Raw genomic sequence first — 25,988 nt, forward strand, 5'->3', positions numbered from 1 at the left:
TTGTTTTTGAGGATTATCGGGTAATGAGACCAGCGAGCGAAGCCAATATTGAGGCAATAGAAATCCATAGTGACATGGATCGTGTCTCGTTGCCGTTGGTGGTTGATTGTCGAATCTTGGTTGGGTTCGCCTTCACATATATCAGGTCGTTCTGGTGTACATAGTAGGCTTCCGACTCGTGGAGAGCTTTGCCACGGGTGAGGTCTGCCATGAGGGTGGTGTGGCGCTCGCCATCGTTGCGCACCACCACGACACTGTCTCTTCTGCCATATACGGTCAGGTCACCAGCCTTTCCCAGTGCTTCCAGTAGCGTCACTTCATCTTTTTCTATTGCGTATTCGCCAGCATTTTTCACCTCGCCCATCACGGTGTAGCTGAGGTTGCGGAAACCAACGGTAACAGTGGCGTGTTTCAGCAGTCCTTCTTCCTCCAATCGTGTTTTGATGTAGTTCTCAACCTCGCTGCGTCTCATGCCTGCCAGATGAATGGTGCCTAACTGTGGGAAATCTACGTTGCCGTTGGCATCGAGTCTGTAGCCCTCCACATACTGCGACCCTTGTGCATTTCCATTGCTCATAGTGGTAGTCATGCCCTTGTTGAATAGAGCATCCAGTTCCGCACTGTTACTCTTCACGAGGATAGAAATCTCGTCTTTTGGCTGCAGTCGGATATAGCCACTGGCAGGTGTTGTGGTCACATTGCCAGACTGCAAATCCTGCAGATAGTTGTAGTTTTTGGGTGTCACGCAGGCGGTCATCACCATCGCCGTTGCCATGGTGCAGATCCATCCGCAAATCATTGTTTTCTGTTGTTTCATATTTATAATAACGACAAATCGCACAGATAATTGTCAAAAGTACAAAGAAAAGTTGAAAATATGAAGATAATGGGGGAGAATTGGAATCAGAAACCACAAAACCACCCTGTTTTTGGTTTTTCAAAACTGTTATATTGTTATATTGTAACGCTTGAAATGCAGAAAAATGGTTTTTCAAAACTGTAACTGTAACTGTAACGCTTATGGTGTGAACATAGACCTGTGCCTATGACGTCGCGGATAGTTTTGAGGATGACATTGATCTGTCTCCATGACATTGGATTTACGGAATCATATACATGCAAAAGCGGGCTGGAAGCTCAATGACTTTCATGATCCAGGGCAATGTCCTGAGAATCCTTTGGTATTTAGCTTTTCAAAAACTGTAATACTGTAACTGTAACGCTCCTTGTATTGTTGTTATGAAGAGTAGTGTTTGTTTGTATGTGTATTAAAAGTTTGCTGTATTTCGTTTCTTATTTCATGACATTATCTTATATGCATCATACCTATTGTGGTGTTAAAATTCTGAAAATAAGTTCGAAATAGGGGAAATATAGGGGAAAATCTGCCTAAAAGCCATCATGAAATTAGCTCAGCAAAAACTGTAATACTGTAACTGTAACGCTGTAACGCAACATTTTTGCGTTTTACTGAAAAATGCCGTTTTCGGCTCTTTTCTTTACAGCACAGAACATCTTACCCATGATCTTACCACAGATTCAAGCCCAATAAACGAATAGTGCTTCACCTATCTGCCTTATATTCAGCAATATACAATAACCGCCAAGATTTGTACTTCAAAATTAGGCTTTGTAACGCATTGATACACAGCGAAATGTAACAAGCCGTGGGAAAATTGGTCACGAGCCGTGGGACAAATGGGTGAACCTATTGTTTTTCTTCGTACCTTTGCACTGCGATTCAAGAGAGAATCACTCATCGCACTGAACATTCCGTCCGCACACAGACGTGGGCAACTTCTAAGTAAGTCACCAGTGAATCCGCATTAAATCCCAGAATTTGGCGGACAACGATGGGACAAAATGGGAGGAACATGGGAACTGAAAGGGAGAAACCTCACGATGTGGGAATGGGTGCGATATTGCTAATTTATTGATAACAACATACTGGTCGAGAAATGGAACGTTTTCGTTAAGCCAGATGAGCAGAATAAAGCTCGCTTTAATTCTGCCATGGCGAGAAAACGAAGGTTGAACTCCAAGGATAAGATCCAAGAAAATGATATGGCAATTCGTAATGGGCTTCTCAAGAAGTTTGTGTGGATCGGCAGAACTGTTGACTTTCAAAACCGTAAAACGGAGGTGTCGCGGTAAGCGAGAAGATGACGTAGAAGCACACTCGCAATAGTGACAGTCAACAAAACCTGATCAGACGATAACATCGTGACAAGGCGTTACAATATAACAATATAACAGTTTCCAAAAACCGCACAACGGATTTGCAGATTTTTTTATTCCTCCAATTTTGCGTTTCAAGGCGTTACAGTTACAGTATTACAGTTTTGAAAAACCAAAAACAGTGCGCTTCTTATGGCTTTATCTGATCTGCCCGATTCCAACCACTACCCGATAGCAGAGGACTCATCCTGATGAGATTACTGTTTCTTGCGAAAATCCAACGACAGTCAGCGAATTGTCGGGAAACTGATGGGAGAACAGCAATACTGTTTCAGACCGTCCCTGTCATGTGCAACTTCTTGATGTTCAGTTGGTTGAATTTGCTGAGTCCTTGTTGCTCTTCCACTCCGTAGGCGATACACCATACAGTTCGCGGAAGGAATTGATGAAATAGGAGAGGTTTTTGAAACCTACACGGGCGGCGATCTCGTTGACGCGCAGCGTGGTCGTGGTGAGCAGCTTCTCGGCTTGTCTGAGCCGGACGTTGCGAATGAAGATGCTGGCTGACTGGTTGGTCTGGTCTTTCAGCTTGCGGTGCAGACTGGCACGGCTGATGCCTACCTCTCGGCATAGCACATCGACGGAGAAATCGCTCTCGCTGAGGTGGCTGTTGATGGATGCCATGACGCGCTGCATGAATATCTCGTTGGAATCTTCTGTCTCGACTGCCTCCAGCTTGTCGTCTTGCAACTGCTTGCCGTGATAGGTGTTGTAGAGTTGCTGGCGGAGGAGAATGAGGTTGCTGATGCTCTGTTGCAGGATCTTGATATTGAAGGGTTTGGTGATATAGGCGTCGGCGCCGATGCCAAGACCTTGCAACATGGATTCTTCGTCGGCACGGGCGGTGAGGAGGATGACGGGGATGTGGGCAAACTGGATATTCTTTTTCAGCTTGCGACAGAGGGCGATACCATCCATCTCCGGCATGGTGACATCGCTGATGATGGCATCGGGGGCATGGCGGAACACAAGGGCAAGGGCTTCTTTGCCGTTGCGGGCTTCACGGATGTGGTAGCTGGATGAGAGGGCACGGCAGAGGTAGTTTCTCACTTCATCATCGTCTTCCACGATAAGCAGATGGCGGGAGGTGTGCGACTTCTGCAGACTGGCTGGAGCGGTTTCCTGCGCCTCGTTGCTCCTGATCGGACCGATGGGTTCTTCCTCTGTGGCTTGCGCTGCGAGATGCTGCAGACGCTCGGCATTGCGGAGCATCAGCCGGTAGGTGGCTTGGCGGTCGGGGTCTGCATCGGTGTCGATGAGCTGGGTCAGCGGACTGATGATGAGCGACATCGGAGTGCGTATCTTGTGGGAGATGAGGGCGAGGGCTTTGACCTTCTCGCGACTCTTGATCCAGAAGAATACAAGGGCGAAGATGAAGAGGAGAAGGGCGGACAGCAGGAGACGCGTCAGCCAACTGTTCCACCACGGACGACGGATGTCTATCTCTACCTGTTTCACTTCCGATCGCTTGCCGTTGTACTCCACGGCATAGCGGAGGATGTGGCTGCCTGCATCGAGATTGCTGAAGGTGACCAGGTGGCCGCCTTCGGGGATGGTGGCCCATGGCTCGTCGTCTAAGGAGTAGGCATAGGTGCACTCGGCAGGAGCATCGGTCTCTTCGGACGAGAGTTCGATGCTGAACGAGTTGTTTTCGTAGGCTATGCTGAAATGCTGCGACTGGTAGATATTGTCGGTCATGACGGGTTCGCCGCCGGTGAGGGTTCGGGTGTTTGCCGGCACATTGTTGATATACAGGGCTGTGAGGCGGGGGTGGAGCACGTACTGATGGCGGGCAATGGCGGAGGGCTGGAAATAGGTGATGCCGCCGTGACCGGCAAACCATAGTGTGCCGTCGGTATCTTTCAGCAGGGCTCCTTTCGAGAACTCGTTGCCTTGCAGTCCGTCGCTGACGGAATAGTTGGTGAAGATGTTGCCCAGCTCGTCGAAGCATGACAGACCGGCATTGGAGGAGAACCAGATGAGGCCGCGCTCGTCTTCGCTGATGGCAAAGACGGAATTGGAGGGCATGCCGTCGGAGGTGGTGTAGGTCTTGGTGTGGTCGCCATCCACCACAAGGAGGCCGTCGGATGTGCCTACCCACAGTCTGCCGTGGCGGTCTTCATGGATGGCATAGACTATGCGCTGCTCGCACAGGTGGCGATGCGTGGTGATGTTGTATATGCCGTTGAAGGTGCCTGCCAGCACATGGCCGTTTGACAATACATAGAGGCAGTTGACGTATTTGTTGATGACGGGACTGCTCACCCATGAGAGCGATTTCTTCTGCATGTCATAGCAATAGACACCATAGCCCATGGTGCCGAGCCATATCCTGCGGTTGCGGTCTTCTCTAATGGCAAAGACGTTGGCTTGTTCGGGAAGTCCGGGCACGGGGGTGAACACACCGCCTGTGCCGCTATAGCAGGGGTAGCCGAACGACCCGATCCACGTCCGGCCGTCGGAGTCTTCTATCACGCTGTTGATGATTGGGGGGACGCCCTGAACAAGGTGTTGGGACGATGATCCGTACAGACGATAAAGACCATCGCCATCGGTGCCGACCCACAGACCACCGTCTTTGCCTCGGCATAGCGACAGGATGCAGTGAGAACCGATGATGTTCTTCTGTGTGGTGCGCGAACCGATGTAGCCAAACATGCTTCTGCGCTGGGAAACCATGACAACGCCCTTCTGATACAGCGCTATCCATAGGTTGCCCCTGTGGTCTTTCTCTATATGGCGCACCTTCTCCAAACTTTGAGAAAAGCCTGGTATGTCGAGGGGATAGTCGCTATAGGTGTGACGTCGCTCGTCGTAGAGCTTGAGCCCCTTACTGTCGGTGCCAAGCAGCAGGTGGTTGTTGTCGTATCTCATGAAGGTACGGACGTTGAGCTCGCGAGGCAGTGAGGCTATGATCCTGTTGGGAAAATAGGTCTTTTCCGTCTGGCGCACCTCCACCTTCTTATTGCCAGACGTCAAGATCTCACACGACATACCGCCTGCACCATAGAGGCGGCCGTCGGGAGCAAGGTGCATCACATTGATGCTTGCATTCATCGGCCTGCCATCGGGAAGGGTGGCGAGAGGGGAAAAATCGTCGCTGTCGTATCGGTAGATTTGCACGCCTTTATAGGTGCCGACAATGAGATTGCCGTTGGCATCGGCAATCAGCGAACTCACATAGTTGCTGGCCAGCGAATGGCAGTCGCCCTTGCGGTGCTTGTAGGTGGTGATTTTCACTCCGTCATATCGGTTTAATCCGTCCTCGGTGGCAATCCATATCAATCCGTATCGGTCTTCATGCAGGAAGGTCACAAGACTGCTCGTCAGGCCTTTCTCCGTGGAAAGAAAGGTGAAAGCCTGTCCACTGGCATGTACTGCAAGGAGCAGCAACAGACTGATGGATGCTCCGATTCTGCCAAGGTAAGCAAACGAAAGATGTGATGCATGGACGTAATCCATGATATATTTTGGGTGATTCATGCCTATTCGTTTCAGGTTCGTACGGATTTTGATGGGCAAAGTTAGTGAAAAATGTATGAAAGGGCAAATATAATTCGGCTTTTTCCAACGGAAATGTTGCAAGTTATGTGGAAATGTTGTAAATTTGCAACCTCAAACAACAATATCACTCGGGGTTGACTGGATTTGACAGCGGGCTGAGATGGTATGTAAGCATGCGGAGTGACGACTGTAAACTCCATAATCCATTCGGTCAAAAATTTAATTGGCGAAAACAAATACGCTCTCGCTGCCTAATCGAAGTACAGTAGATTACTGGCTTAATTCCCTTACTAGGTGAGGGAACGAGACATCGCTCTTCTGGATGTTGTTCCGAATCAGGAAGGTATAGCGGTGCAGGATAATCGGAAATAGTCTGCGTGGAGCTCCGACAGGCAGATGAAATTCAGGAGATAAGGTCATGATTGGTGGTCCAGGTCTTGTCATGATTCGAAAAACAAAGGCTGGAATAAGCATGTAGAAAGCATATGGTTTCCCTGTTTGGACGAGGGTTCGACTCCCTCCAGCTCCACAACTATTTTAAATAACTCACTGGTTTCCAGTGGGTTATTTTTGTTTTAAGGGCATCGCTCCCCCAAGGTGCTCGGTGTTTCTGGTATTAGATTATTTATTCTCATCTACAAAAAAATTGCAGTTCTATGTTGAACTTACGCCATACAACCCATAATAACAGGTTGTATGGCATTATTAATAATATAAGTATTAATTACTTATACCAATCCTGGTTCTTTTTACCTTTGTTTTCTACCCATGACTTGAACTTTGGATATACTTCGTCTTCGTCGATAGCTCTTGTCTCATTGGCAGCGTCAAACAACTTCGTCATGTCGCTCTCTGTGGCACCATCGAGGAAGATTCCGAATGGATAGTTTCCGCTGCGCACATAGTAGATGTTCTTGTCGGGCTGCGAAGCATCATCCTCTGTACCGAAGAATGACCTGTCTGCCACTTTTGTAGGAGCTTCCTGAGCGATGTGTATCTCAAGTCGCTTGCCATCCACGTCACGATAGATGAACGGTTTGATTTTCACCTTCTTCTCCTTATAGAGAGCACCTAAAGCTTCGTCATGCTTCACGTTGAACATATATTCTGTGCCAATGTTGCTCTTTGCGTTGTCGGTCAGATAGATGATGTTGTTCCTTGTGTCACGCTCGAAGTTGGCGGCTGTGAACTCTGTTTCACCTGGTTTCTTCACGAAGAACTCAATCTGGTCGGTGGCTTTCAATCCCTCAACCTTCACTGCCACTCCGCTCTTGAGTTTCTCAGCCTTGGCGGCATTGGTGTAGGGCTTGAAGGTGTAACCCTCTTCATAGATGGCATTGTTGGCAGTGGAATATACCTTTGTGTATGTTGCATTGAAGATGACATCGTTCAAGTCGTAGTCACCCTTCGAAGGCCACTGGTCCTCGAAGATATAGAAACCAACGTTCTCTGTTGTTTTTCTGAATTCGTACTTAGGATCAGGAGTCTCTCCAGGGGCATCCACTGGGTTGGTCTGGAATGTCATCACGAGGTCGCTGTAGTTGTGGTCGTAGTCGTTGTCATCCTCGAATGACACAAGCACCTGTCCGTCGATGTTATACACAGCACTCATTGGCTTGCTGTATGCCTTGCCGAGATAATCCTTGCTCATTTCGGCAGATGTGGCGGAACGCTGCTTTCTGTCGTGTGTCCATTTGCCAAATCTTTTCGACCAGGCGTTAGCAGCCAGTACAAATCCGATGCGATAGTTTGCGGGGAATATGTCTGTAGCACCGCTTTTGTCACCGTTGTTGGCGATATTGGGATAGTACTTCAGTTTTACGCAGTCGCCATTGCTCACACCGGCAGAAGAAGCCGAGCCGGCGTATGTTCCATTCTGAGTGTTTGGGAAGAGAAGGATAACATTTGCCTCGTCCAATGATGCGGGCTTCTGTCCTTCTGGATAATAGTAGTAACCCATACTGCTGTTCCAACATGTGTTTCCGCCAATGATTGTCACAGCAACTTCAGCTGGTTTGGTGATGGTGATATCTGCCTGCTTTATATAATCCTCAGGGAACGAAGACCTGTCAACAGGGAATACAGCGAGGTGGGTCTTCAAATAATTATCCAGTTTGTCCTGAGGGATAAGTGGAAGATTTTTCTCCCCCTTGAATAATTCACTGAGGCGTCCGTTTGCGTCATAATCCACGTCGCTGTCATACCAACGCTTTTCCGAGGCATAGCTACTGAGATTATTAGGTATCTCGTTTGTAGGGCAAACCATATAGCTCTTTTCGCCTCCAGTTGCCCCCCCTTGTCAGAGCGCGGGTGGAATACTCCTTGTTGTCAACGAATGTGGCGGTGTTGCCCTCCATGGTTGTCTCAAGTATAGGGGTGGCGATGAAATACGGTGTGTAGGCATAGAGCTTAGACACGTATGAGGGCAGTGAGATATTTGACTTAAACTGTCCGTTCTCGTCGGTGAATCCCGAATAGATAGGCAATACACCCTCTTTCTTGTAGTATTTACCGTTGTCAGCCCATTCTCCTGGCTCTTCGTCAAAAAGTTCAAAGTAGATGTTGGTCTTCACGCCTGTATTGTACGACAAGTTGACGTAAGACTGTGAGTTCTCTGTCGAGAAGTTGAATGTGTTGTACTCCTTCTCAACCAATTCCGGCTTCTCTGGTTCCGGACCAATGTAGTCGCCTGAGTTGGATGAACATCCAGCAAGCAGGACAGCGACTGATGCGATGGTTAAATGTTGGAAACGCATAATTACTAATATTTTTTTAATGGTTTAACCTAATACGTTATTTTTTTCGCTGCAAATTTACATCATTTTTCATTTATGTAGCAACAAAGAGAATTAAAAACAAACTGAATATTCTGCACAATCGTTTGCACAACTAGTGTTTTAAACAGCCTGTTACAGCTCTCATGTTTTCGGGTGCAAAATTAGGCAATAATCTCCAAAGTTGTATAATTATTGCCTAATTTTTATTTTTTTTTTTGCATTTCATTCTTCATTCTTCCGAAAGCCATTGGATAAACAAACCTTCATATAACAATGACTTAACTGCGCACGGAGGACTACCACCTTAGCAAAGGTATAATAAAAATTTCGGGAACAACAAAAAGAAAAATAATAAAAACAAAATAATTATGTCAACAAACATCGGGTCACTTGCAAAAGCGTGTGGATAGCATAGCACAATAAAAGCAAGCAGGTGTACGTTTATAGAGTAAACGTTAGAACAAAATGGAACAGTATAGACTCTTAGCGGAATGCCTATTGCCAGCCCACATGCTTGACTGGTTTGACTTGAAGACTGTACGTGTCGAGAAGAAAGGTGACACACAGGTGATTCACCTTTATCTCGATGAGAACGAGCAGAAACCTGACGACAGAGAAGACCTGCGCCCCAATGGATTTACACGCGAAAGTGCGTTTCACAACTTTCCGATTAGAGATCAGGAAGTACTGCTTCACGTGAGCCGTCGCAGATGGCTTGATGCAGATGGTCACAACGTGATGACCGAATGCAATCTCATTCAGGAGTCCACCCGCTGCTCAACCGAGTTGGCGGATTTTTTAAAAGAAGCGTTTGGAGACGCGCCCTATAACGGCCCGTTCGTTTGAGGATGACTATCACATAGACGGTGATGAGTATGGCAGAGCCTACAAGGACCACCTAAGCGGCTATCGTGAATGGTCTGAACTAGGCCATGCTGACGAGTGGCTCATTATCTTATCATACAATTCCGCATACATACCAGTAGTAAAGCCTACCTCATATTGCTTGTGATTCCACCTCACTCTGACAATGACGCGGTTGTCTCGCTTGTCGATAGGCGAACGAATGTTAAAACTGATGTTAATCATTTTGTTATCTCAATTATTATTTGTAACTTTGCATTTTGAATGCGTAAATATTATTTTTTTTTGCTGCAAAGGTAAATAAAAAAATTGAGAATAACGCTGCTCCCCCAAAGAGCGACAATAAAAGATAATACATGACAATAATAAACAACAAGAGCTATCGTAAAGAGTTGATAATGAATGTCATATAAGATTATTAAATATCAGATGCTATCATTTCAAAACTCCCTCCAGCTCCACTCCTATGAGTTCCAATCGTTAACAACTAATGGTTGGGACTTTTTTAATGAATATGGACCGAACAGCAGACTGCTGGCATGACGGGAAATGGATTTTCAGACGGAGATGCAACATAAAGATATCATTCAAGGGTTTCGCGACGGTACTCCCATTGCCATGGGGTATTTTGCCGTAGCTTTCTCACTGGGCATCATTGCCAAACAGGCTGGACTGACGGCGGCAATAGGATTCGTAAGCAGTTTCTTTACTCGTGCATCGGCTGGCGAATATGGGGTATATACGCTTGTGGCTGCTCAAGCGACATACGTAGAAATCGTTGCCATGTGTCTGGTGGTCAACTTGCGCTATATGCTGATGAGCGCAGCGCTCTCGCAGAAGATTGCCCCTGGAACGTCGTGGATGCATAGGGTGCTGATGGCTTGCTGTGTCACCGATGAGGTATTCGGCATTTCTATTGCGCGTAAAGGCTATTGCCCACCGGCTTATACCTATTCGGCAGCATGGGTATCTACGATGATGTGGGCTTCGGGATGTGCGGCTGGTATTGTGGCTGGCGGAATGTTGCCTTCTGCGATCGTTGCTGCGCTTAGCGTGGCGCTCTACGGTATGTTTCTTGCCGTTATCATGCCCGTTGCTCGCAACGACCGTTATGTACGCTATGCTGTTGCTGCGAGTTTTGTGTTGAGTGGTATTTGTAGCGTGGCACCGGGGATAAGCGGGTGGAGCAGTGGAACGCGAACCATTGTGCTGACCATTCTTATCTCGGCTGTTGCCGCTTGGTGGAAACCTGTAAAGACGGAGGAGCAATATGGACAGGCATAATATCATCATCTGCATCCTTTTGGCCATCATCACTACGAATATGATTCGCGTGATACCGATGTTGCTGATCAAAGGACAGATCAACAATCGTTTTCTGCGCAGCTTCCTTTATTATGTTCCTTATGTCACGTTGGCGGTGATGACCTTCCCTGGCATCATCCAGACTACAATGTCGCCTATATCGGGCCTTGTTGCTCTTATAGTTGGCATCGTTGCGGCTTGGCGGCGTATGGGACTCTTCCCAGTAGCTGTCATTTGCTGTACTATCGTCTATCTGCTGGATTGCCTGATTCTATAGTTCTGAATGGGAAAGCAAGAAATCGGTCATTAGGATTATCATCAACCCTAATGACCGATTTGAGTTTTATCCCATCCTTTTACTTGGTTTCCTGAGAAATACAGAACTATTGCAAGAGGATGGATTGAATGACGGTGGCTGAAGCTCCTGTACTTCCTGTGTGTTGCAGATGGAAACCGCCATAATGGTTGGGGTGGGGCATGGTGGCGGTCAGCGTTTGTTCCTGTAGTGCCACTGAATCGGACGTTGGAGTCACAGGTGAGGATGCTATAGTAGCGGTCAGCTGACTGTCAACAGATTGTAATGTGATGGAACAACGGCCCTTGAAAAGGTCACAACGGGTGCCTTCTGTCAATGGGGTGACTTGACCATTGGCGTATTCCACAAGACTGACTACTACGGAATTGTCGTAGTCGGGGGTGCGCTGCAGTCGAAGGCCATAGCCGGTGAGTGTTCGGGTGTCGAACTTGATGCAGATGTCGAGATATTGTGTGGTGGCGCTGCCAAAACCTTGACCGCCGCTCTTGCAGGGAACAACAACAAGATGGCAACGCTGATTGCCTACAGAGTCATGCCCTTCTGCGGGGGTGTACATCATGCGTGCGCCCTTTTGCAGTTGCATCAGGCCCCAGCAACCTTCTGCACCATCTATGCCTTCTGCATATCCCCAACTGCTACGCGTATTGTCGGCAGTCCAGTCGCGGTCCATCGTGTCAAGTGGCTTGTAGCAGTCGAGTGTCCATTGCCCACTGATAATGGCGGTCTGCGGACCGATGGCAAAGGGTGGCAGACTGACGGGTAATGCTGCGGTAGGTTGCGGCACGTTGAGGGGCTTTCCATTGAGGGTGCAGCCTGTCATTACACAGCGATGACGAGGATCCGGACGCTTGGTCCATTCGATAGTCAGCATAGGATCGTCGCTGGTCCAACGACAGTCGGTCATACTAACGGGACCGCTCGCCTTGGTCAGATATTGGGTGCCCTTCGTCTTGCTGTGTAGGTCGCAGTCAATAAACGTCGCACCTTGGATGCCGTCGGTAGTGTAAAAGGGTTTGCTGCTGAATAGCGTAAAGCGACACTGACGATAGATGCCAGTTCCGCAGAGAGCATCGTCGGTACATTCGAAATAGCAACGCTCGAAATTGGTGTGTGGTGCTCCGACAAACGGGCAGAGGTTGAGGCGTGAGATAAAACGGCAGTTGGTCAGGGTGTAGCGGTCACCTTGGCAGATGGCCAACTGTGCCTGTACAATGGCGTTTCGTCTTTTGGCGCGGTTGAGCTTTGGATTGCGGGGATATTCAAGATCGACATTGCAATAGTTGCCAAAGGTGATATTGTCGGCTTTGAAATCAGATCCGATAAAGTGGAACATGGTGAAGTTGCCATCTGCACCTTGGGTTTGTCCGCGGTTGCATGCCAATACTACGTCTTCGGCTTTGTCGCTCATGCCTATCATGTGCACTCTGTTGATGGTTACTTCGCAGCCGTAAGGGGTGGTTTCGCCTTTGCGAGGCATGCGTATGGCTTTATCGTCGGGATTGTCAATCCAATAGACAGAGGGCTCGATATAGATTTCTGTCCATGTCGTGTCGGTTGACGACTTTTGTTCGGCGGCACGTAGCGCTTCTTCAATAGTGCGGAATGTGTTTCGTCGAGCATTGGTAGGTTTGCTTCCCACCAGCAGTCTGTGCTCGTTGGTGGTGAGGGTGTTGCCTTGATAGGTGAAGCGCGTTTGCGCCTCTGTGCCTATACTGACGGCCAGTCCCATCAGAAGCAGTAGTTTGTTTGTAAAGTGTGACATGTGTAGATTGTTTTTATAGTTCTGTTGTAAGTTGTTTCAGTAGTGATTCGCAGGAGTCTTCGAGTAGTTCTATCACCAGTTCGAAGTCGCGCTCGTCTCCGTAATAGGGGTCGGGGATGGTGGCATTATTGTGGTGGCGCAGAAAGTCGGACATCAGTAGTATTTTCGATTCGTCTTCTGCGCTACGGGCTTTGGCTTTGATGGCTTTGAGGTTGTCGTGGTCCATGCCGATGATATAGTCGAAACGGGCAAAGTCGTCGCTTGTCAGTTGGCGAGCTCTTGTGCTGAAGTCGTAGCCATGGCGTGTGCCACATCGTCTCATTCTTGCATCGGGCAAGTCGCCCACATGCCAAGGACCTATTGCTGCTGAGTCAATGATGAAATCGTCAGTCAGTTGCTGTTGGTTGACGAGGTGTTGGAATATTCCCTCTGCTGCTGGTGATCGGCAGATGTTTCCGAGGCAAACGAATAGTATTCTCTTTTTGTTCATAATGTTTATATCTTATAATGATGATGTGGATGTTGTATGCTGAAAATCTGTTGTGGTATTATATATAATATGTACGCGCGTATAGAGATTTTGTTGTGTTAGTATGGGAGCTTTCGTGCTGTTTCTGTGTTTGCATGATAGCTTTGTGTCGTTTGTTTGATATAAACAATAAAGCCTGCAAGTGTTGAAACTTGCAGGCTTCGGTTTAGTTGGGTGCCCGGTGGGACTCGAACCCACGACATTCAGAACCACAATCTGACGCTCTAACCAACTGAACTACGGGCACCATCTGTGCTCTCATCTGGAAAGCGAGTGCAAAGGTACGCGATTTATTCGAGATTACCAAATAAATCGCGCACTTTTTTACACTTTAGCTTTATTTTCTTCCAAAAAGGAGCGTTTGCGCGATGCCTGACCGTCTGCAAGGCTTATTTTGCAGGAGCGACAGGTGCAGGAGTCTGTGCAGGAGCAGCAGGTGTTTTGGCATCCTGTACTGGAGTTTCAGACTTGCTTTGGCTGGCACCGAAACCTGGCAATGTGTTGGGGTTGGCTGTTGATTTCTCAACATTCTCCATCACGGAGCTGTCGGTAACGGCAGTAGGAGCTACCCATGCGCATACGATGCTGAAGAACACCATTGCGATAGCAAGTCCCCAAGTGGCTTTCTCGATGAAGTCGGTTGTCTTGCGTACACCGGCCAATGAGTTGTAGGAAGAGAAGTTTGATGAAAGACCACCTCCTTTAGATTCCTGGATCAGTACGACGAGAATCATCAGTACTGCAGCCAGGAGGATCAGAATTACAAATAATGTGTAAAGTCCCATGTTGTTTTACTTTTTGTTTTTATTACTGTTTATTATTAATTTCTCTAAGAATCTTATCTGGTCGGCAAAGTATGCGTTCTTTCCTGGGAATTGCGTGCTGAGCCTTTGTATGATGTCGAGTGCCTTTTGGTAGCGTCCTTGTTTGATATAGATGCGAGCCAAGGTCTCGGTGAAGAATTCTTCTTCGTTGTCGCTGCTTTGCTCTGCTTCTGGTTTGGCATTGGCGGGTTGTGCTGCTTGTTGGCTGTTTCCTTCGCCGTTGTCTTCTTCGTCGGCTATATTGTCGCGCATATCGCCTAATGCAAAGCGTCCTTGTTCTTTTTCAAGGAAGTTGTCGATGAGGCTTTGTCCCTGCATCTTTGGCAGTTCGTTTCCTGTTTGTTCTTCCTCATCTTCACTTTCCAGAAGATACGCTACGTAATCAACGGTAGCGTCTGCTGGGGTGGGGCGTCGTTTCTTTTTCTCTGCTTCTGGCTCCTCGCTCGGAATGGATCCAAGGAAGGTGTCGATGAGTGCGATGGTGCGGTCGCCATCGGGTGCTGTTTCAACGGGCTTCGCTTCGTGATTCCAGCGGTAGTGTGCGCCTTCCACCACATTGAACAGCGTGCGTCTGTCGGTGATATATACTGCTGATCTGCGCAGTTCCTCATCGAATGATGGGTCGTGGAGCAGATAGAGGTTCTGCAGCATCAGCAATCGGATGGTCTGGTAGTACGGGTGTAATGCCAGCATGGCTCGCAACTCATAGAGTGTGTCGCGGTCCATTCTCTCCGGATTATTGATGAGCTCTGCAATATTTATCATGCTTTAAACCTTTTGTGTTAACGGTGACTTTACCAGTTGGCCACTGTGGCATTGAATATCTGTTCGCAGAGTTCTTTCGACATTTGTGTCACGAGTTCCTCCTGTACGGAGTTGAGTGACTTTGTCGTTTCGTATGTTGCCGAGGCCGTAAACTGGCGCTCGAAGTCTTCGTTGTGGTTCACATTGTTGGTGAAACGCACATTGACCGTCATTGAGAGTTCGGTCTGTGCAGAATATCCTTCAGCAGAAACAGATTTGTTTCGCTGTTGGTATTGGGTGATTTCGCCCTCTATTTTTAGGTCGCCGTTGCGCTTTACCTGTTGCAGACGGGTGTGGTTTGCAAACTGGTCTTTCAACTGATTGTTGAATAATGGTCCCATCGGGCCCCATACATAGCTGGAACGTATAGGGAAATCGGCTATCTGGATGCTTTTAGTTTTTGAATAGTCGATGCTGGCACCATTGAATTTGTAGCTTACCGAACAGGCGCAGAGCAGCATGAGTGCCACAACGGCAATTCCGCGAAGCATAGGAGCTGCGAGGTGTCGGATGGTGGTATGTGTGAATAATGGTTTCATGCTCTGTTATTTCTGTTTTGTTATTTGTTGTTGGATGGTTTGTCCAGTCCGTATTGCTTCAGTCTGCGGTAGAGAGTTCGGTCGCTGATGCCCAGCTCCAATGCAGCTTTTTTTCTGTTACCTCCATTTCTTTCCAGAGCCTTTTCCAGTGCCTGTCTACTCCAGTCGTTGAGATTGAGGTTTTCTGGCTCTTTCTCTGGCTCAACATATTCTTCTGCCTCTGCGAGTTCCATTCTTGGTTGGATGGGCTGTATGGTATTGATGGTTGCCAGTTGTGTGGTGGCAATACCGGTTGTGTCATTCGCCGGTGTGGGCTGTCCGTCGTTTATTTGTTTTTTCAGCGTGCTTATCTCTCGTCGCATATCGTTGACATTACTGCGAAGTTCGAAGAGTATTTTATAGAGAATCTCTCTTTCGTTTTCGAAGCTATGATCATCCTTTGTGCGGATAGTTGCCAGTTGTGTGGTTTCCTGATCCTGTGGGATAAACCGCATGATAGCATCTGCTGTGATTTGCCGGTCGGTGCTGAGTATTGAGATTTGCTCGGTGATGTTTTTTAATTGTCTTACATTGCCTGGCCATTTGTATTTCATCAGCACTTGTTTCGCTCCTTCGGTCAGCACAACCTTTTCCATGTGGTATTTCTCTGCCATCTGCATGGCAAAGAGACGGAACAGTAAGATTATGTCTTCGCCGCGTTTGCGGAGTGGTGGCATTTGAATGGGGATTGAGTTGAGGCGGTAGTAGAGGTCTTCGCGGAAGCGTCCCTCTGTAATGGCCTGTCGGATATTGACGTTTGTTGCAGCTACGATGCGGACGTCGGTTTTATGCACTTCGGTAGCTCCTACTGGTATGTATTCTCCTGTTTCGAGCACGCGTAACAGTCGGGCTTGGGTTGCCAAAGGCAGTTCTCCTACTTCATCGAGGAAGAGCGTTCCTTTGTTTGCCACTCCGAAATATCCTAGTGAGTCGTTGATGGCTCCTGTGAATGATCCTTTCACATGCCCGAAGAGTTCAGAGTCGATAGTGCCTTCTGGAATAGAACCGCAGTTGATGGCGAAATACTTCTCTCTGCGGCGTGGTGAATTGTCGTGTATGACGCGTGGTATGATTTCTTTTCCCACTCCGCTTTCTCCAACAATAAGCACGCTTAAGTCTGTCGGCGCCACTTGTAGTGCGACGTCGAGTGCATGGTTCAGACTTTCGCAGTTGCCTACGATGCTGTAACGTTGTTTGATGGTCTGTAGTTCAGAACTCTTCATTTAGCGGACAAAGGTACTAAATAAATCTGACATTATGGCATATCTTGCTGAAAATTATCGCTCTTCTTGTGTTTTGCGGTTGATTTTTATCATCAGCAAGCCTATTCCTGTCCACACCAATTCGCGTATGCGTACGATGAGTGCCACAAAGATTCCTGCGGATGCTGTCATTCCCAGTCCGCCTGCCGACATGAGAAATCCGCCTTCGCGTCCTCCCAACTGTAAGGGTATGAAGAACAGTAGGTTGGCGAACAAACTTGTGAATGCCAGTATGAGGATACATTGCAGATAGTTGGCAGATGGCGTGATGACCAACAGTACGAAGAATATTTCCAATGCTGATGCGATGCGGCAGGCCAGCTCCAAAATGACGGCTCCTACGAAGGTGTTTTGGTTTTGGTTGTGGAGTGCGGCAATCTGCTTATCTACTTCGTGTAGTCGTTCGGCATTGCGTTCCACGAAAGGTTGTGCCCAGCGTTTTACCAAGGGGAAATGGCTTAGTAACCGCATGAGCCATACGGTAATACCGCGCTTGTAGCCTTTCAGGAAGAACCAAATGGCCAACAGGCAGAATGTGGCTATGATGGGTAATAGAATCCACATCAGCGTGGTCATGGGTTGTGTCAGTATGTAGAGTGCACATGACAACAGCCAGAACCAGAAATGGGAGAAGATATGGGTCATCGTGTGTAGTATGACTGACGAGGTGGCCCGTTCGGTTCCGATTTTTGGCTTGAGCATCATGATTTTATAGGGTTCGCCTCCCATTAGTCCACCTGGTGTGGCATAGTTGAGTGCAAAACCGCTAATGGTCACTTTATATAGCCACCAGAATGGTGTGGGTTTGCTGTCCCCTGTGTTGGATGTATCTTTCGTTGTCTTTGGCAAGGGTGCTGTTGCGCTGTTGTTGTTTGGGTTCTGTTCTTCTTGACTTTTGACGATAAGCCACCATGCTGCCGTATTGAACAGGTATAGGAATGCCCATAGTGCGATGACTGCTACGGCCCAATATCCTGCCCGTTGCAGTCCTGCCCATGTTGCAGCAAAGTCAAGTTGTGTCACCATCAAGGCGAGCACAATGAGTCCGAAGATGAAGAATCCGTTTTGCCAGTGCTTACTCATTTATTGCTTGTTGTTTGTCTTCGGTCTTGCCTTTTGCTTTGGGAATGGCAAAGCGCACTTTCTCGCTGTCGTCGCGCTTCTCGTGGTAGAGCTTGGGTAGTGGGTTCTGCATGGGTTCGTCGTAGAACTGTCGGTTGCGGAACACGTCAATAGCGGTGTAGATGGCTTGACGGAATGAGTTCTCGTCGGCTTTGCCTTGTCCTGCAATATCATAGGCTGTACCATGGTCGGGTGATGTGCGCACGATAGGTAGTCCTGCGGTGAAGTTCACTCCGTTGTCGAGGGCGATGGTTTTGAATGGTGCCAATCCTTGGTCGTGATACATGGCGAGGACGCCGTCGAAGTGTGAATAGGCTGCGGTTCCAAAGAATCCGTCAGCAGGGAATGGTCCGAAAGCTTGTATGCCCTTCTTCTCCAGTTCTTCAATGGCAGGGATGATGATGTCTTTCTCTTCGTTGCCCAACAGTCCGTTGTCGCCGGCATGGGGGTTGAGTGAGAGTACTGCTATGCGTGGACTGGAGATTCGGAAGTCGCGTTTCAAGCTGAGGTTGAAGATAGAGGCTTTCTCTACGATAGCTTCCTGGGTGATGGCTTCTGCTACGTTGCGTATGGGCAGATGTGTGGTGACGAGAGCCACTCTCAGGTCTTCATTCATCAGAATCATCAATGCTTTGTTTCCTTCTCCCACGCAGGTCTCGATGTATTCGGTATGTCCGGGGAAGTGGAATCCTTCACCTTGTATGGTGGCTTTGTTGATTGGTGCGGTGACGAGTACGTCATATAAGCCTGAGCGATAGTCGGTCATGGCGCGGTCGAGTGCCATTAGTGCGGCCTTTCCAGCCTCTTCTGAAGGTTGTCCGAGCTCTACTTTTACTTCGTCGTCGAAGCATGCTAATATGTTGAGCTTACCATCGCAGGCATCCTCAGCTCGTTCTATGATGTTGAAACTGGTTTCCAGATTGAGTGCTTTACGGTGGTAGGCGGCCAGTTTTGGCGAACCGTATACGATAGGGGTACAGAGTTCGAGAATGGTTGGGGTGGCAAATGTTTTGAGGATTACCTCGTATCCTATGCCGTTTGTATCTCCATGCGTGATAGCCACGCGAATCATTTTATCTTCCATTGTGTGAGTTTGTTATTGTGTAAGTCTGTTAAAGTCGTTATTGTGTAAGTCGTTATTGTGTGGTTTGCTATTCTTTCTTGTTCTGGTGTGCGGTGGAGAGTAGTCCACAGGCTGCAAAGATGTCTTGTCCGCGGCTGGCGCGTATGGTGGTAAACACTCCGTGTTGTGTCAGATAGTCGCGTAGCTGTTCCATGCGAGTCTCGTTGGCTCCAGGCAACTTGACATCTGGGATTTCGTGAAAACGAATCAGGTTGACGCGACATTCCAGTCCTTTTACCAAGTTGATGATGGCTTTGGCATGTTCCATCGTGTCGTTGAGTCCACCGAAACAGATATATTCAAACGAGCAACGTCGCTGATGTGAGAAATCGTATTGTCGCAGCAGTTCTACCGTTTCTTCGATAGGCATTGCTTTCTCTGCAGGCATCAGTTGCAGGCGCTGTTCGTGGAGTGGCGAGTGCATGGATATTGCTACGTGGCAATCGCTCTCGTCGAGGTAGCGCTTCAACTTGTTTCTTACGCCCACCGAACTTACTGTGATGCGTTTTGGACTCCATTGGTATCCCCAGTCTGCGGTCATTATTTCGCATACGCGCAATATGGCATCGAGGTTGTCCATCGGTTCGCCTTGTCCCATAAACACAATGTTTGTCAGGGTTTCGGCCTCTGGCATGGCGTAAATCTGGTTGAGGATGTCTGCCACGGTGAGGTTGCCTTCCCATCCTTGCTTGCCCGTTTGGCAGAATAGGCAGTTCATCTTGCAGCCCACCTGGCATGATACACAGATTGTGGCTCGGTCGCCATCGGGTATATAAACGGTTTCAACAAACTTCCCTTCTCCACAACTGACAGGAAATAGGTATTTTACAGTACCGTCGATACTGCGTTGGCAATCTATGGGTTCCCAGGCGCCTACTTCGTATTCTTCAGCCAGCCGCATACGGTTTTGCTTCGAGATGTTGGTCATCTCGTCTATGCTTTTGGCATGTTTCTCGTAGAGCCATTGGGTTATCTGCTTAGCGGTAAATGCTGGCATTCCAAACTCAGCGACCACAGTCTTGAGTTCGGTGGGCGTCAGTCCGAGCAGTCTTTTTTTTGTTATGTCCATTCTTTCGGGTTGCATTATAGCTTGCAAAGGTATGAAAAAATGTCGAGAAAGACGAATTCTGAATTACCTTTTATATTCTTTTTACTGCTATTTTCGTATAAAGGGGGTTCTTTGCATATTCTCTTAAATGATTTATTTGTGAATTTTATAGCAGGTAACAACCATTTTTCGATGGAAGATTTGTTTTCCGGACTACAATATTTGTTGTTTCTGAAGTATAAAATTGATTGTTTATTCGCGTGCGCGAGAATAATGGCAAGAAATCACCATTTGACAACAATAATTCTGTAATCAGGCATCATGATAGTCGTTAATTTACTATGGTTTGTTCTTTGTTGGTTTTATGTGTTAAGTTATTGTGTTATAGTATGATGTACTTTTTTGTTGTCTGATAATTGCTTACTTGACGTATCTTCTTTTCGAGCGCGCGTGAAAAAAGGCTTATATGATCATGCAGTTAGGATTCGTAGGTGGATAAACATTACCCTTAATCGCTTATTTGAGTTCAACATGCTTAATATGTATCTGGGTAGTAGCTCCTATCTGACTCCCCCTCCATTAGTAAGTTTTTGGGACTTACTTGGAACTTGCTTGGGACTTGCTTCGTACATGAAAAGGATAGAAATATATCCCGACGGCATCCCGAATACATCCCGAAGCCGAGCCGTAAAATGTATTTTGGGCTATGCCTTTACTTCGTTCTTTAGTTCGGAAATAAAAGAAAAACTTCGTTTCTCTTTGTATTTCTCTCGGTTTGCACTACCTTTGTAGAAAATAAATAAAAAAAAAGAAAAATGAGACAGAAAATAGACTGCTTCGTGGCTTGCCACTCACTTGCGGATATTGCCGAAAAAGTGGAACAACTACAGCAAAGCACAACAGTAAGCAATATATTTCTTTTAGTCAACGGAGACTTGGCTGAACAACAGCCACCCAAAGGATGTACACTCCTTCGTGTGGAAAACCTCACCAGTAGTGCATTGGTGAAACAAGTGGCGCAACATGCTTCCGCTCCCTATGTCATGCTAAGCGTGAAACCCAATTCTGGAACTTTAGGCAACGTCGCATTGGAACGTATGGCGCTGGCAGCAGAAGATACCGGAGCCGTTATGGTTTATAGCGACCGCTGGCAAATGGAAGAAGGTAAGCGTACCGCACATCCCGTGATCGACTATCAAGAGGGTTCTCTACGCGACGATTTCGATTTCGGTAGCATCTGGCTGTTGCGCAACGAAGCCTTGCAACAATATATGACCGATGGACCTTCTGCCGACTATCAATGGGCAGGACTCTATGACTTGCGATTGGCATTGAGCCGACAAGGACTCTTGTTCCACCTCAACGAATATCTCTATACCGAAGACGAAAGCGATTTGCGAGCATCAGGTGTCAAGCAGTTTGACTATGTCAATCCTGCCAACCGCGAAGTGCAGATAGAGATGGAACGCGCCTGCACAGCACATCTGCGTGCTGTCAACGCCATGGTGGATACTACACAATACGAAGATATCGACTTCCAAGAACAGGAATTTGAGGTTGAAGCCTCGGTCGTTATCCCGGTTTTCAATCGTGCCAAGACCATCTGCGATGCTGTGAAGAGTGCATTGGCACAGAAAGCCGACTTCAATTTCAATGTGATTGTGGTGGACAACCATTCGACCGACGGTACAGGACAACTCCTGGCGGATATGGCAAAGGCCGATAAACGCCTCGTGGTCATCACTCCAAAACGTCATGATCTCGGTATTGGCGGATGCTGGAACGAAGCAATCAACAGCCAATGGTGTGGACGCTTTGCCGTACAGCTCGATAGCGACGACCTCTATTCGTCACCCGCTACGCTGAAAACTATCGTAGAAGCATTCTATAAGCAGAAGGCAGCCATGGTGATTGGTTCCTATCGCATGTGCGACTTTGAACTCAACACCTTACCGCCAGGACTTATCGATCATCACGAATGGACTGACGAAAACGGACCAAACAATGCACTCCGCATCAATGGACTCGGTGCGCCACGCGCCTTCTTTACCCCATTGCTCCGACAGGTGCAGTTCCCCAATACCTCGTATGGCGAAGACTATGCTCTCGGCTTGATGTTCTCGCGCCACTTCCGTATCGGACGTATCTTCACCGAACTGTATCTCTGCCGCCGTTGGGGGGGCAACTCAGACGCAGCACTATCTGTAGAGAAAATCAACGCCAACAATCTCTATAAAGACCGTCTGCGCACCATGGAATTGAAAGCACGCCAGCGGATGAACCAAGGACTGCACGACAGGATGGAGCAGTCTGCTCTGATGCGCTTCTTCAACCGACAAATGGCCGTGTGGGATGAAGTGTGCCAACGCTATCGCGAACTGACAAGAGTAGAGACTCGCGAACTGTTGGCCGACAATCTCTCGCTCCAAGTGCAATGGAATCCAGCGCGCATCCGATCTACAGGAGCGAAGATTGATGCTAAATCGTTGGCAGAAAGACCTTGCTTCCTCTGTCAGAAGAACAGACCCAAAGAACAGATGCACCATACAATCGATGGCGATTACGAACTCTTAGTCAATCCGTTCCCCATCCTCCCCATCCATTTCACACTACCTACCTTGCGCCATCAGCGACAAGCCATCCTGCCTATGTACGATGAACTGCTCCACCTGGTGTGCCAGCATCGTGATTTTACCTTATTATATAATGGACCGAAATGTGGCGCATCGGCACCTGATCATGCCCATCTGCAAGCCATCTGTAGCGGTAAGTTGCCGTTGCAACGTTCATGGCAACGACTCAGTCGCAGCTTGATAGAAGTGGTGAGCGATGGTGAAGAGGGCATCTGGCAGATACCCGAATATCCCGCAGCTGCATTCCTCGTGCGCAGCCATTGCGAAGAGCGAGGCTGCCAGTTGTTCCGTCGCTTGTATGACAGTTTGCCGATGCAGGCAGACGACACCGAACCGATGATGAATATCATAGCATGGAAACAAGGTGACGCAATCCTCTCTGTCGTATTGCCACGCAGAAAACATCGCCCAGACTGCTATACTGCAACAGGCGAACAACAATACATCATCAGTCCGGGTGCCGTAGATATGGGGGGACTCATCATCACACCACGTGAGGAAGACTTCCGTAAACTGACTCCAGAAAAGGCATCAGCCATCCTGCAGGAAGTGACTCTCACCCCCGATGAGGTGGCAGAAGCCATCCGCAAGATGAAAGAGGCAAGAGTCTCTACATCAACACAGAAGGAACACGGCGTACAGCCTGATGTCACCGTGGGAATTGTAAGCGGACAGAAAATCGCCTTTGCTCTCAACGCACCATATATGGCAAAAGGAGAACTCATAAAAGGCGAACAGGTAGTGGAATTTTCTGAAGGCGGAATCCTATGGCGAGGCATGCAATATCGCGAACTGACCTTCACACCACAAACCCCAACAGCGTCGTTCTCGCTCCATGATGTGACCATCGGTGTTAATTTCCATTGGGAACGAAAAGAGACACAGGTATTCCTCGGCACACTACGCCTTGTGGTCGAATCTGATAAGATAACAGCCATCAACCAACTGCCTGTGGAACGCTATCTGGCCAGCGTCATCTCCAGCGAGATGAAGGCAACGGCTGGTGTGGAACTGCTGAAAGCTCATGCCGTTATCTCCCGGTCATGGCTCTTGGCGCAGATGCGCAGACGGGAGGAAGCTGGACAACGCAAAGATGGTTTCTTCTCGTTTGTCAAGAAAGACGACGAACTCATCCGCTGGTACGACCGCGAAGACCATACCATCTTCGATGTTTGTGCCGACGACCATTGCCAACGCTATCAAGGCATCACCAAACAAACCAGTCCGGCTGTAGAACAAGCCTTGCAAGCCACACGAGGACAAATCCTATGTTATGGCGATGAAATATGTGACGCACGATTCTCGAAATGTTGCGGTGGAGTGACCGAGGAATTTCAGTATTGTTGGGAGGATACTCCGAAACCATATCTCGTTTCAGTAGAAGACCCCTTCTGCAACACCAACGATAAGGCCGTACTGGAACAAGTACTCAACGACTACGATCAAGAGACCAACGATTTCTATCGCTGGACCGTGGAGTATTCTACAGAGAAACTCTCCCAACTGGTCAGCGAGAAACTCAAAGAAGACTTCGGCACCATTACCGACCTCATTCCTTTAGAGCGAGGCAAGAGTGGACGTATATGGAAACTCAAAATAGTGGGTACGAAGAAAACCTTCACTATCGGTAAGGAACTTGAGATACGTCGGACCCTCAGCGAGAGCCATCTCTATAGTTCTGCCTTCGATGTAGAGAAAACTGAAACAGGCTTCCGACTGCATGGACGCGGTTGGGGACACGGCGTCGGACTCTGTCAGATAGGAGCCGCCGTCATGGGACAACAAGGATATAAATACGATGAAATACTGCTTCACTACTATCGTGGAGCCGAAATTAAAAAGATATACTGATGTTACACAACAAACGAATGTCGCCGTGGACATGGGTTCCATCGCTCTATTTTGCCGAGGGAGTGCCTTATGTGGCTGTGATGACCATCTCACTCATCATGTACAAACGTCTCGGCTTGTCAAATGCCGATATCACACTCTACACTTCATGGCTCTATCTGCCATGGGTCATCAAACCGCTCTGGAGCCCGTTCGTGGATATACTCCGATCCAAACGCTGGTGGATAGTGGCGATGCAACTGCTCATCGGGGCAGCCTTGGCTGGTGTGGCGTTTACCATACCAGGTCCATGGTGGTTGCAAGGGTCGCTATGTTTCTTTTGGTTGATGGCGTTCGGTAGTGCTACCCACGATATTGCTGCCGACGGTTTCTATATGCTCGGTCTTGACCAACACGAACAGGCATTCTTTGTAGGAATCCGCTCCACCTTCTATCGCATAGCCACTATTGTGGCATCAGGACTGTTGGTAGGTCTTGCCGGTGTGTTACAGGTCCTCACTCGTAGTATTACCTATGCATGGAGTCTGGTATTTTATTTCATGGCAGGACTCTTCATCGCCTTATGGCTCTACCATAGTTGGGTATTACCACGCCCCAGCGAGGATAGCGATAAAGTGCGTCGTACTATGCGCCAGATAGCAGATGAGTTTGTGGCCACAGTGGTGACATTTTTTAGAAAACCGCAGATGTGGGTGGCTATCTGCTTCATGCTATTCTATCGTATGCCTGAAGGACTGTTGGCTAAGGTGTCGGCATTGTTCCTTGTTGACTCCGTACGCAATGGCGGACTCGGTCTTTCCGATGTGGAATACGGATTAGTGCAGGGCACAGTAGGAATCATCGGACTGACCCTCGGTGGAATACTCGGTGGAGTAGTGGCAAGTCGTGACGGATTGAAACGATGGCTCTGGCCTATGGTAATGGCGATCACGTTGCCCGACCTTGTCTATGTCTATCTCTCCTATGCCTTACCCTCCAATCTGTTGATCATTGATATATGCGTCTTTGTTGAGCAGTTTGGCTATGGATTCGGCTTCTCTGCCTATATGCTATACCTTATATATTATAGCCGTGGCGACCATAAAACTTCCCACTATGCGCTGTGTACTGCCTTCATGGCTCTGTCGATGATGATACCGGGCATGTTTGCTGGAGCCCTGCAAGAGGCTGTGGGCTATCCTGTGTTCTTCCTCATCGTGATAGGGACTTGTTCGCTGACTTATATCGTGACGTGGTTTTTGGATGTTGATCCCGAATTTGGTAAGAAACAATCCTAATTCGTAAGAATACAAAAAAGAATAGAAAGCGGCAGGATTTCCCAATCGTGCCGCTTCTTTATTGATTGTGTTAATAATGGAAAAGAAATTTTGAAGTGGTACTCGTACAGCCACTTCATGCTTATCATTTGCAAAGATAGCAAAATTTAATCAAATACCCATGAAGAAAAT

19 protein-coding genes, 1 tRNA gene and 1 other RNA gene are annotated in these 25,988 nt (G+C 48.0%); 6 read left to right on the plus strand and 15 right to left on the minus strand.

Features of this window, described 5'->3' with window-relative positions:
- Positions 1 to 13: 13 nt before the first annotated feature.
- Positions 14 to 817 carry a polysaccharide biosynthesis/export family protein gene (locus CIK90_RS02355; protein WP_094464257.1) on the minus strand — a complete coding sequence of 268 codons (804 nt, stop codon included), beginning with the start codon at positions 815 to 817 and terminating at the stop codon, positions 14 to 16.
- Positions 818 to 2,544: 1,727 nt separating this feature from the next.
- Positions 2,545 to 5,721: an AraC family transcriptional regulator gene (locus CIK90_RS02360; RefSeq protein WP_094464258.1), complete on the minus strand. Its 3,177-nt coding sequence runs from the start codon at positions 5,719 to 5,721 to the stop codon at positions 2,545 to 2,547.
- Positions 5,722 to 5,872: 151 nt separating this feature from the next.
- Between CIK90_RS02360 and ssrA the strand changes: the two genes are divergently transcribed.
- Positions 5,873 to 6,274: a transfer-messenger RNA gene (ssrA, locus tag CIK90_RS02365) on the plus strand.
- Between the two features lie 192 nt (positions 6,275 to 6,466).
- Here the strand turns inward: ssrA and CIK90_RS02370 are convergent.
- Both CIK90_RS02370 and CIK90_RS02375 read right to left on the minus strand, forming a co-directional pair.
- On the minus strand, positions 6,467 to 8,008 hold the full coding sequence (locus CIK90_RS02370; protein WP_094464259.1) for an LruC domain-containing protein: 1,542 nt from the start codon (positions 8,006 to 8,008) through the stop codon (positions 6,467 to 6,469).
- Positions 7,980 to 8,498 (minus strand): hypothetical protein, encoded by a 519-nt coding sequence (locus CIK90_RS02375; protein ID WP_094464260.1) that lies wholly within the window; start codon positions 8,496 to 8,498, stop codon positions 7,980 to 7,982. The genes CIK90_RS02370 and CIK90_RS02375 overlap by 29 nt, the downstream gene beginning before the upstream one ends.
- Positions 8,499 to 8,984: 486 nt before the next feature.
- Between CIK90_RS02375 and CIK90_RS02380 the strand changes: the two genes are divergently transcribed.
- Positions 8,985 to 9,365: a hypothetical protein gene (locus CIK90_RS02380; RefSeq protein ID WP_094433945.1), complete on the plus strand. Its 381-nt coding sequence runs from the start codon at positions 8,985 to 8,987 to the stop codon at positions 9,363 to 9,365.
- Between the two features lie 60 nt (positions 9,366 to 9,425).
- On the opposite strand, the gene CIK90_RS14100 is transcribed toward CIK90_RS02380, so the two are convergent.
- Complete coding sequence (locus tag CIK90_RS14100) at positions 9,426 to 9,608, minus strand: hypothetical protein (protein WP_158214617.1); 183 nt, start codon at positions 9,606 to 9,608, stop codon at positions 9,426 to 9,428.
- A gap of 342 nt (positions 9,609 to 9,950) precedes the next feature.
- On the opposite strand from CIK90_RS14100, the gene CIK90_RS02385 reads away from it, so the two are divergent.
- Both CIK90_RS02385 and CIK90_RS02390 read left to right on the plus strand, forming a co-directional pair.
- Positions 9,951 to 10,667, plus strand: a complete 717-nt coding sequence (locus CIK90_RS02385) for an AzlC family ABC transporter permease (RefSeq protein ID WP_254046254.1) — start codon at positions 9,951 to 9,953, stop codon at positions 10,665 to 10,667.
- A complete protein-coding gene (locus CIK90_RS02390) occupies positions 10,654 to 10,965 on the plus strand; it encodes an AzlD domain-containing protein (protein WP_094391434.1) in 312 nt (103 codons plus the stop codon). Before CIK90_RS02385 ends, CIK90_RS02390 begins: the two co-directional genes overlap by 14 nt.
- Before the next feature lie 106 nt (positions 10,966 to 11,071).
- Here the strand turns inward: CIK90_RS02390 and CIK90_RS02395 are convergent, their stop codons facing one another.
- From CIK90_RS02395 to rlmN, 10 genes are all read right to left on the minus strand, one after another.
- On the minus strand, positions 11,072 to 12,766 hold the full coding sequence (locus CIK90_RS02395; protein WP_144007203.1) for a hypothetical protein: 1,695 nt from the start codon (positions 12,764 to 12,766) through the stop codon (positions 11,072 to 11,074).
- Between the two features lie 13 nt (positions 12,767 to 12,779).
- On the minus strand, positions 12,780 to 13,256 hold the full coding sequence (locus CIK90_RS02400; RefSeq protein WP_094439854.1) for a low molecular weight protein-tyrosine-phosphatase: 477 nt from the start codon (positions 13,254 to 13,256) through the stop codon (positions 12,780 to 12,782).
- Positions 13,257 to 13,468: 212 nt separating this feature from the next.
- Positions 13,469 to 13,542 (minus strand) — tRNA-His (locus CIK90_RS02405).
- A gap of 142 nt (positions 13,543 to 13,684) precedes the next feature.
- A complete protein-coding gene (gene secG / locus CIK90_RS02410) occupies positions 13,685 to 14,080 on the minus strand; it encodes a preprotein translocase subunit SecG (RefSeq protein ID WP_094464262.1) in 396 nt (131 codons plus the stop codon).
- Positions 14,081 to 14,086: 6 nt separating this feature from the next.
- Positions 14,087 to 14,881: a hypothetical protein gene (locus CIK90_RS02415; RefSeq protein ID WP_094391456.1), complete on the minus strand. Its 795-nt coding sequence runs from the start codon at positions 14,879 to 14,881 to the stop codon at positions 14,087 to 14,089.
- A 32-nt stretch (positions 14,882 to 14,913) separates the two neighbouring features.
- The gene (locus tag CIK90_RS02420; protein ID WP_094391457.1) at positions 14,914 to 15,414 is read right to left on the minus strand and encodes an LptE family protein; all 501 of its coding nucleotides are present in this window, start codon (positions 15,412 to 15,414) and stop codon (positions 14,914 to 14,916) included.
- Between the two features lie 68 nt (positions 15,415 to 15,482).
- The gene (locus CIK90_RS02425) at positions 15,483 to 16,724 is read right to left on the minus strand and encodes a sigma-54-dependent Fis family transcriptional regulator (protein ID WP_094464263.1); all 1,242 of its coding nucleotides are present in this window, start codon (positions 16,722 to 16,724) and stop codon (positions 15,483 to 15,485) included.
- Positions 16,725 to 16,778: 54 nt separating this feature from the next.
- A complete protein-coding gene (locus CIK90_RS02430; protein ID WP_094464264.1) occupies positions 16,779 to 17,846 on the minus strand; it encodes a lysylphosphatidylglycerol synthase transmembrane domain-containing protein in 1,068 nt (355 codons plus the stop codon).
- Complete coding sequence (gene pdxA, locus CIK90_RS02435; RefSeq protein WP_094446352.1) at positions 17,839 to 18,969, minus strand: 4-hydroxythreonine-4-phosphate dehydrogenase PdxA; 1,131 nt, start codon at positions 18,967 to 18,969, stop codon at positions 17,839 to 17,841. The genes CIK90_RS02430 and pdxA overlap by 8 nt, the downstream gene beginning before the upstream one ends.
- Positions 18,970 to 19,036: 67 nt before the next feature.
- On the minus strand, positions 19,037 to 20,077 hold the full coding sequence (gene rlmN, locus CIK90_RS02440) for a 23S rRNA (adenine(2503)-C(2))-methyltransferase RlmN (RefSeq protein WP_094464265.1): 1,041 nt from the start codon (positions 20,075 to 20,077) through the stop codon (positions 19,037 to 19,039).
- Between the two features lie 794 nt (positions 20,078 to 20,871).
- Between rlmN and CIK90_RS02445 the strand changes: the two genes are divergently transcribed.
- On the plus strand, positions 20,872 to 24,540 hold the full coding sequence (locus CIK90_RS02445) for a DUF4922 domain-containing protein (RefSeq protein ID WP_094464266.1): 3,669 nt from the start codon (positions 20,872 to 20,874) through the stop codon (positions 24,538 to 24,540).
- Positions 24,540 to 25,817, plus strand: coding sequence for an MFS transporter (locus CIK90_RS02450; RefSeq protein ID WP_094391444.1), 1,278 nt, complete (start codon positions 24,540 to 24,542; stop codon positions 25,815 to 25,817). The genes CIK90_RS02445 and CIK90_RS02450 overlap by 1 nt, the downstream gene beginning before the upstream one ends.
- The last annotated feature ends 171 nt before the right edge of the window (positions 25,818 to 25,988 follow it).

The sequence above is a fragment of the Prevotella sp. P5-126 genome (assembly GCF_002251185.1).
Taxonomy (GTDB): Bacteria; Bacteroidota; Bacteroidia; order Bacteroidales; family Bacteroidaceae; genus Prevotella.